The sequence below is a fragment of the Erwinia sp. AnSW2-5 genome, from assembly GCF_045107195.1.
Taxonomy (GTDB): domain Bacteria; phylum Pseudomonadota; class Gammaproteobacteria; order Enterobacterales; family Enterobacteriaceae; genus Erwinia.
The window spans coordinates 1-7,391 of record NZ_JBJGXA010000048.1 but is presented as its reverse complement, the minus strand read 5'-3'; the positions used below and the strand labels follow the sequence as shown (position 1 = coordinate 7,391).

Genomic DNA, 7,391 nt, shown 5'->3' with positions numbered 1-7,391 from the left:
GCGGGCACGCTGCCCGCGCGGGTCACCAGCACGCGGATAAACGACCCTTACGGCCATATCGACCGCGACGGGCGCTACCGCGTGAATATGCTGTTTGACCGCGACGGCTGGGATACGGGGTTTGAGAGCCTGTGGGTGCGCCAGGCACGCCCGTACGCGGGCGACACCTTCGGCCTGCACCTGCCGCTGCTGACGGGCACCGAAGTGGCGATAGCCTTTGAGCACGGCAACCCGGACCGGCCGTACATCGTGGGGGTGCTGCACGACTCAAAGCACGGCGACCCGGTGACCATCCGCAACTACAAGCGCAACGTGCTGCGCACCCCGGCGAACAACAAGCTGCGCATGGACGACTCGCGCGGGCAGGAGCATATCAAGCTCAGCACCGAGTACGGCGGCAAGAGCCAGCTGAACCTCGGGCACGTCGTGGATAGCGAAAAGCAGCAGCGCGGGGAAGGGTTCGAGCTGCGCAGCGACGGCTGGGGCACGCTACGCGCCGGGAAAGGGCTGTTTATCTCGGCCGACGGGCAGCCGAAGGCGCAGGGGGACGTGCTGGAGATGGCTCCGGCTATCAGCCTGCTGAAAGGGGCACAGGAACAGATGCAGGGGATCTCCGCCGACGCACAGACCGCCACGGCAAACCCGGCAGACCTCCAGGCGCAGATAGCGCTGATGGAACAGCGGCTGGACGCGCTGAAGCAGTCGGTGATCCTGATGAGCGCCCCGGACGGCATGGCGCTGGCGAGCGGAAATAACCTGCAGCTGACGGCCGATAAAAATCTGACGGCCACCGCCGGAAAGCACGCGGATATCAGCGTGGTGAAGAATCTGTTTATCGGGGTCGGTCAGGCGCTGAGCGTGTTCGTCAGAAAGCTGGGGATCAAACTGATTGCCAATCAGGGCCCGGTCCAGGTGCAGGCGCAGAACGACCTGATGGCGCTGCTGGCGCGCAAAGAAATCAGCATTATCAGCACGGAAGATGAAATAAAAATTATCGCGAAGAAGAAGATCACGCTGAACGGCGGCGGCAGCTACATCACGCTGGATGCCAACGCGATAGAGTCGGCCACGCCCGGGGACTACCGCACGCGGGCGGGGCATTATGAGCGCCAGCAGAAAAACAGTTCAAAAGAACCCCTGCATGAACTGCCTGAGGAAGCAAAAGAACCCTCCTCTACATTTTCTCTTTCATAACAAAGGAATGTACCTATGTTAATCAGCCCGCCATTTTTACGGACAAAAAGTGAAACAGAAACGGATGAAGAGTGGATCGAGCGCATGATGCCTGTCGATCCCCTGCGTGGTTATCCGCTGAACGCGCATCGATCCTGGCATGGTGGTGTTCATATCCGTCACTCCGATTCGGGCAGCAGGCCCGAGATGCTGCGCGCCATTGCCGACGGCAGGATTGTCTCCTTCCGCCACGCTGATATCGCAAAGCGCCGGCACCCGCCGCTGAATCACAACGGCAAAACGGATAACGGCTACGTTCTGATCAAACACGTCGCCGAAGCGGGCAGCCAGCCGGAGGATAAAATCACCTGGTATTCTCTGTATATGCATATCAAGGATCTGGCCCAGTCAATTGCGGTTGACCAGGTGGTGAAACGCAAATCCCCGCTGGGGACGGTGGGCATGGTGGATGATAAGAACGCCGTACACTTTCAGATATTCTGCGACGACGACAATATTGCCAGGATAACCGGGCGTACGACCCCGGAGCTGGATCTCAGCCAGCATGGCCGCACCACCGCCTGCTACGGTGACATGCACTTCTATATTCCGGGCGGAACGCCGGTTTACGGCGAGATCCCGACCCGCAGCAGTGAGGAACCGTCCCGGACGACGCAGGTCGATCTGTTCGTTTCAATGGCCCTGGGCGGGGGGCACTGCACCATGAAAACCCGCAGGCGGAACGTTATCGACTCGCTCCAGTTCGACGAGGTGGGCGAAGCGCTGGTCGATGCAGACGGGGCGGAATACGAATACAGCCTGTATAAAAATGCGATGAAGCTGTACCCCGCCAGCCCGAGCGCCGGTTTTGAGCTGCTGCGTTTTGGCCGGGTGATCAACACCCGGTATGAAACGCTGTCCCCGGCGGATGCGCCGCTGTGGCGAACGGTCAACACGCCGGAAGGAAAAGGCCTCGTCAACCTGGCGGCGGAAAGCATAAAGAAATACAGCGACGCGGATTTTCCGCACTGGACGGGCTGGCGACTGGTGGATGACGACGAGGATACCAACAGCCAGTGCAACTCCCCGACGATACTGGGTTCCGGACGGTTGGACCTGAGCCGTACGATCTGTCATTTCCCGCTGGAGTGGGATACCGATACGCTGGAACATCGCTATGGCTGGCTGAAGCAGCCTAACGCGGTGCTGGACGAACCAATGAGTGATAAGGAATGGGACCCGCTGATGGCACTGGGCAGGGCGCTGGCGCTGGAGAGCAGCCCGGAGATACCGACAGGCCGGGTCTGGCACTTTGACCCGCGGCGGTTTATCGCGCATTTCAGGAAATGTGGCTGGCTGGAACGGGAGGTGATTGAGAAAGTCATGACGTCGACTACAAGCGTTAGAATCGAAGAAAGAATTGAAAAAATAAAACGTAAGTCGGAAGAGTATATTTTTTCAATAAATGTAGTTATGAGAAAATACAATATTTCTGGTTTCAGCAGAGTAAGCCATTTTCTGGGGCAGGGGGCTGTTGAGTCGGGTTATTTACTCTCAATGCAGGAAACAAGTCAGGAACAGTATATGAAAAATGGAAGGCACTTTGGTGGGAAAATTGTAGAAGATTCTGAAAAAAATGAATCAATTGAACTCGGCCACTGGTACGGTTCAGTAGCATCTGAAGTTGATGTGTATTTCTCTGGTGATAAACATAACAGCAAGGGTGTTAAAATTGCCAGTTCATACAGCTGGCGAAATGGCAATTGCGGCGATGTGGATGCACAGAAGTTTCGCGGTCGTGGTTTTAAAATGCTCACCGGACTGGATACCTACTCCAGTTATTGGGTTTACCGTGGGTGGCTGTCAAAAAGCAGTTTTGATGCCTCATGGTGGACAGATCCGCAGTACAGAAGAAAAAATCTGCCCGGGATGATCAAAAGGCCACCTCAGATAGATGATCCGCATAAAGTGACGGAAACTCCCTATAACTGCGTGGATACCGGCGCGTTCTATATTGTGTGTTTTAAAAATAAAACGCTGAAAGTGATGGATTCGGATAAGGTTACATCGCGGGATGATAATGATGTGGCTGAACGCGTCACCCTGGCTATTAACGGCGGTACCATCGGTCTCGAAGACAGGAAAAAAACCACCAAGGCTGCTAAGGAGATTCTCAGTGATGAAGTGTAAAACCATCCTATCCCTTCTTCTATTTTTATCTTGCTCAGTAAATTCTCAAATTGAAACTAATAATGTCATTCGTTATGGCGATTTTACGATGTATATGGATAGAAAAGACTCATCTGTTATCCATATTGTTAATGATAATGGAAACAGCGATGTGGCGTGTAAAATAAATAACTGGAAAGGTAGGGGTAATTCAGGTGGTGGAATTATATCTATCACCAATGATAAGAAAGGAGTTCTTCTATATCCAACAAATAAGTTTTTGTCAGTCAATGAGCTTATGCAATGTAATTCTGATGGAGTGTCCCTTCACACAATACCGCAGTCAGCTGACGAGCGAGATACTATTGTTGATATAAACTTCGAACAAAAGTTGGTTTTGTTAGTGGTTGTGGACGATGTGAGGAGTTTAACATTTACAGCAATACTGTCGCGATTTGACAGTAATAATAATTTACTGTCCGGGCCGGGTTTTTTTAGCGAAAAAAGTAGCGATATCCCTTTCGGTATAGGAGATAGCTGGTATGGTGGTAAAATTTCATTAGACGGAAAGTATGTCGCGCCCTATGATCTTGGTTGCTTTGTAGATTCATTTCCCGGACTCTGGGATATCAAAAAAAATAAAAAGGTGGTCTTTGATACTTCACTGGGTGATGACGAAATCAAGGACAGATGCCAGAAGTTATTTGACGGCCAGGCAACGCTTGAAGAATTAGGCGGAAAGCTCATTAAGCCAAAGAAATAGTGGGTTGTATTAAAGCTGTATTACCGGGTGATGATGATGTTGTTTAACACATCGCCCGGGCCATTAACGGCGGTACCATCGGGATTGAAGACAGAAAAAAACCATCAAGGCTGCCAGGGAGGCCCTCAGTGATGAAGTGTAAAACATTACTTACCACTCTATTTTTTATGACCTGCTCTGCCACTGCGAATACTGTTATTCGTTATGGTGATTTCACGATGTATATGGATAAAAAAGAACGGTCCATTATCCATATTGTCAATGATAACGGGAGGAGTGATGTCTTATGTAAGATAAATAACTGGGAAAATAGATTTAATACCGGAGGGGATATGGCTATCACCAATGATGAAAAGGGCGTGCTTATCTACCCAACCAATAAATACTTGTCAACCGATGAGCTAATGCGATGCTCTGGAGATGGTATCGATCTTCATGAAATACCGCAGTCAGAAGATCGGCGACATACTATCATTGATATAAACTTCGACAAAAAGCTGGCTTTGTTAGTGGTTCTGGAAGATGTGAGAACTTTAGATTACACAGCGATAGTGTCGAGTTTTGACAGAAATAAAAATTTACTGTCAGGGCCGGGTTTCTCAAGCCTTAATGATGAAAATATTCCATTTTACATAGGAGGTGACAGGTATGTCGGTAAAATTTCGTTAGATGGCAAGTATGCCGCGCCCTCTGATCTTGATTGTGCGGTGGATTCATTTCCCGGACTCTGGGATTTCAAAAAAAATAAAAAGGTGGTCTTTGATACTTCACTGGGTGATGACGAAATCAAGGACAGATGCCAGAAGTTGTTTGACGGCGAGGCCACGCTTGAGGAGTTAGGTGGAAAGCTGATTCGCCCAAAAAAATAACTTCTCATTGTGACGTGGGATGATATGGATTGCCGTTCTTTAATAACGGGAGAAATATCATTTCACTTTTTCAACATCGTAGCGGAAAGTTGAATGTCTTATTCACTCAAGAATTTACCTGATTTATATCCACGTCCCGACCCGCCGCAAGTATCGCGCTGGATAACCGCGCTGGCTATCATGATGGCCGTCAGTTTTTTACTGATGCACTTTTTCGGCGGTGACGTTGAAAGTAAAACCTTCTGGTGGCTGGCGCTGGGTGCTCCGGTAGCGTTATGGCTTACGGCCGGGGTTATGCGGCTGAGCGTTTGGTTACTTCAAAACATTGCGGCTAACGGTTTTGATAACCGGCGTGAACGCTGGATTTTAGGCAAAACACGTAAGGCCCGGCGGGCGTTACAGGTGCTTAATGTATCGTTTATCACCGCGTACCCGCAGGACGATCCGCGCGAAGTAGTGCAGGCGTTGATAAGTCAGCAAAGCATTATACGTTCCCAGCCGGATTGGAAGGGAGAGGACGGGCACAGGCTCACCCGCTTTAACGCGGACAATGAACAGACGGCAGACGGAATGGTCCGGCACCTTTTTTCACGGCTCATATCAGAGCTGCCGGTCAACCGGTTCTCTGAACGCAGTCAGCTGGTCGTGGCATTCGCTCTCTCATCCTCCCTATCGGAAGAGAGTATCCGTGCTATCTGGCAGGAGATCTGGCAGGAAACAGATATTCACTGTGTTGTGGAATACGCGGAATGTCATGGACTGGCAATGATTGACCACTGGCTGGATCACCGTTTTAAACAGGACGTGATGCTGCTGGTTGTTGCGCTGCAGATTATGCCTGATGAAACGGATTACAGTGCTGAAGCTGCTGTTGCCCTGCTACTGGGCAACCGGCTGACGCAGAACACCCTGCCGCCGCGTGCACTTCTTCACCGTCCCGATCCGTCGTTACCCGGCCAGCCTGGTCTGGGTATGAATATGGCCGCGTATAACGTGCCGGTGAAGAATAACATTATCAGTCAACTCTGGCTGGCCGGGCTCTCTGAAAGCCAGCATAAAGAAATCATCGTCAGTCAGAATGCGCACCCGGCGGGTGCCGTTGAAAGCGAGGCCGTTATTTCGCTGGATGCACTGATCGGGCATGCGGGCGCAGCAGCGCCATGGCTGGCCATCGTAGCAGCTGCCTCTGCGGCAGAGAACACCCAAATCCCTCAACTCATCATTAGCGGTGAGAAGGCAACGGACATGATGTGGAGCACCGTGATCACTCCGGTGGGGCCACGACAGGAGATGGATTCTTGAAGCGTTACACATCCTTTTTGTTCCCGAAATCATCTGAATTTTGGTTCCTGATCATCCTGCTGTTACTGCTGGCCTGTGCGCTGGCCCTGGGCTTTATGGCCTGGCAGCAGCCTGAACGGCTTGGCCTGGTGGCTGAAAGTGCATCCCGGCAGAGCTGGATATCGTCCTCTTTTACCGCAGCGGCTATCCTGGCGTTGTTAACGCTGTCCTCCGTTTTTGTGCTGCATAAGGCCGGAAGCAGGATGTTTGATGACGTTCTGGATGAGACGGACGGTGATGATATCGCCAGAGCTGCTGATGAAAAAAAGTCGCCTGCGTCTCCCGCTGCCTTGATGGTAAAGGCGATAAGGCACCACCTCCATTCCCGCTACGGCCTGTTCTGGCGCCGCAAAGTGCGCCTGCTGTTAGTCGTCGGCGACGATGCCGCCCGCGAAGCATGATTTTCTGCTGCGCCTCGGGAAGCGGCTGGCGCAGGGCGGCAGCGAACGCTGGCAGGAACAGCTCACCCCGTGGCTGCACGCCGCGCAGCAGCGCGTTGTCCTGCGCGGCCTGATGTTCAGCCTGGCGGAGAATAACCAGGCGGCCTCTGATGTCGCGCTGCCGCGTCACGCCCTGACGCTGCCCGAGACCTGGCTGGGCGTGGTGAATGACTGCACCCGGCTGCGCGGCCGCCGCGTCGGGCTGCCCTGGCAGCAGACGCTGGCCTGGGCGCTGATGGCGGCAATCGGCCTGTGGGGCGCGGGGATGCTGCTCTCTTTTGCCCTCAACCGCCAGCAGATTGTCAGCGTGGCGCAGCAGGCCCGCGCCCTGGTGCAGGCGGCTGAGGTCTCCGACCGGCAGCTGGCCGCACTGCACGCGCTGCGCAACGACGCCGGGCTGCTGAAGCACTGGCATCAGGACGGCGCGCCCTGGTACCGGCGCTTCGGCCTGGACCACCACGCGCCGCTGCTGGAGGCGATGATGCCGTGGTACGGCGTGGCGAACCACCGCCTGCTGCGTGACCCGGCGAACGCCGCGCTGGCGCAGGCGCTCGGGGTGCTCGCCGCGCTGCCGCCGGACAGCCCGCAGCGGGCCGCCGGGGCGAGAGCCGGGTACGACCGGCTGAAGGCCTGGCT

At 53.6% G+C, this 7,391-nt stretch carries 8 protein-coding genes; 7 read left to right on the top strand and 1 reads right to left on the bottom strand.

Annotation, left to right across the window (positions count from 1 at the left end):
- On the top strand, positions 1-1,194 hold a 1,194-nt coding region (locus ACFL9S_RS22905; protein WP_405264176.1), incomplete at its 5' end, for a DUF2345 domain-containing protein.
- A gap of 36 nt (positions 1,195-1,230) precedes the next feature.
- Here the strand turns inward: ACFL9S_RS22905 and ACFL9S_RS22900 are convergent.
- Positions 1,231-1,563 (bottom strand): hypothetical protein, encoded by a 333-nt coding sequence (locus tag ACFL9S_RS22900; RefSeq protein ID WP_405264175.1) that lies wholly within the window; start codon positions 1,561-1,563, stop codon positions 1,231-1,233.
- On the opposite strand from ACFL9S_RS22900, the gene ACFL9S_RS22895 reads away from it, so the two are divergent.
- From ACFL9S_RS22895 to ACFL9S_RS22870, 6 genes are all read left to right on the top strand, one after another.
- Complete coding sequence (locus ACFL9S_RS22895; RefSeq protein WP_405264174.1) at positions 1,558-3,363, top strand: M23 family peptidase; 1,806 nt, start codon at positions 1,558-1,560, stop codon at positions 3,361-3,363. The two genes, ACFL9S_RS22900 and ACFL9S_RS22895, sit on opposite strands and share 6 nt — an antisense overlap.
- Positions 3,353-4,105, top strand: coding sequence for a hypothetical protein (locus tag ACFL9S_RS22890; RefSeq protein WP_405264173.1), 753 nt, complete (start codon positions 3,353-3,355; stop codon positions 4,103-4,105). Before ACFL9S_RS22895 ends, ACFL9S_RS22890 begins: the two co-directional genes overlap by 11 nt.
- 131 nt (positions 4,106-4,236) lie before the next feature.
- Positions 4,237-4,974, top strand: a complete 738-nt coding sequence (locus ACFL9S_RS22885) for a hypothetical protein (protein ID WP_405264172.1) — start codon at positions 4,237-4,239, stop codon at positions 4,972-4,974.
- Positions 4,975-5,067: 93 nt separating this feature from the next.
- Complete coding sequence (locus ACFL9S_RS22880; RefSeq protein WP_405264171.1) at positions 5,068-6,276, top strand: hypothetical protein; 1,209 nt, start codon at positions 5,068-5,070, stop codon at positions 6,274-6,276.
- On the top strand, positions 6,273-6,716 hold the full coding sequence (locus tag ACFL9S_RS22875; RefSeq protein ID WP_405264170.1) for a hypothetical protein: 444 nt from the start codon (positions 6,273-6,275) through the stop codon (positions 6,714-6,716). The genes ACFL9S_RS22880 and ACFL9S_RS22875 overlap by 4 nt, the downstream gene beginning before the upstream one ends.
- Before the next feature lie 4 nt (positions 6,717-6,720).
- On the top strand, positions 6,721-7,391 hold a 671-nt coding region (locus tag ACFL9S_RS22870), incomplete at its 3' end, for an ImcF-related family protein (RefSeq protein ID WP_405264177.1).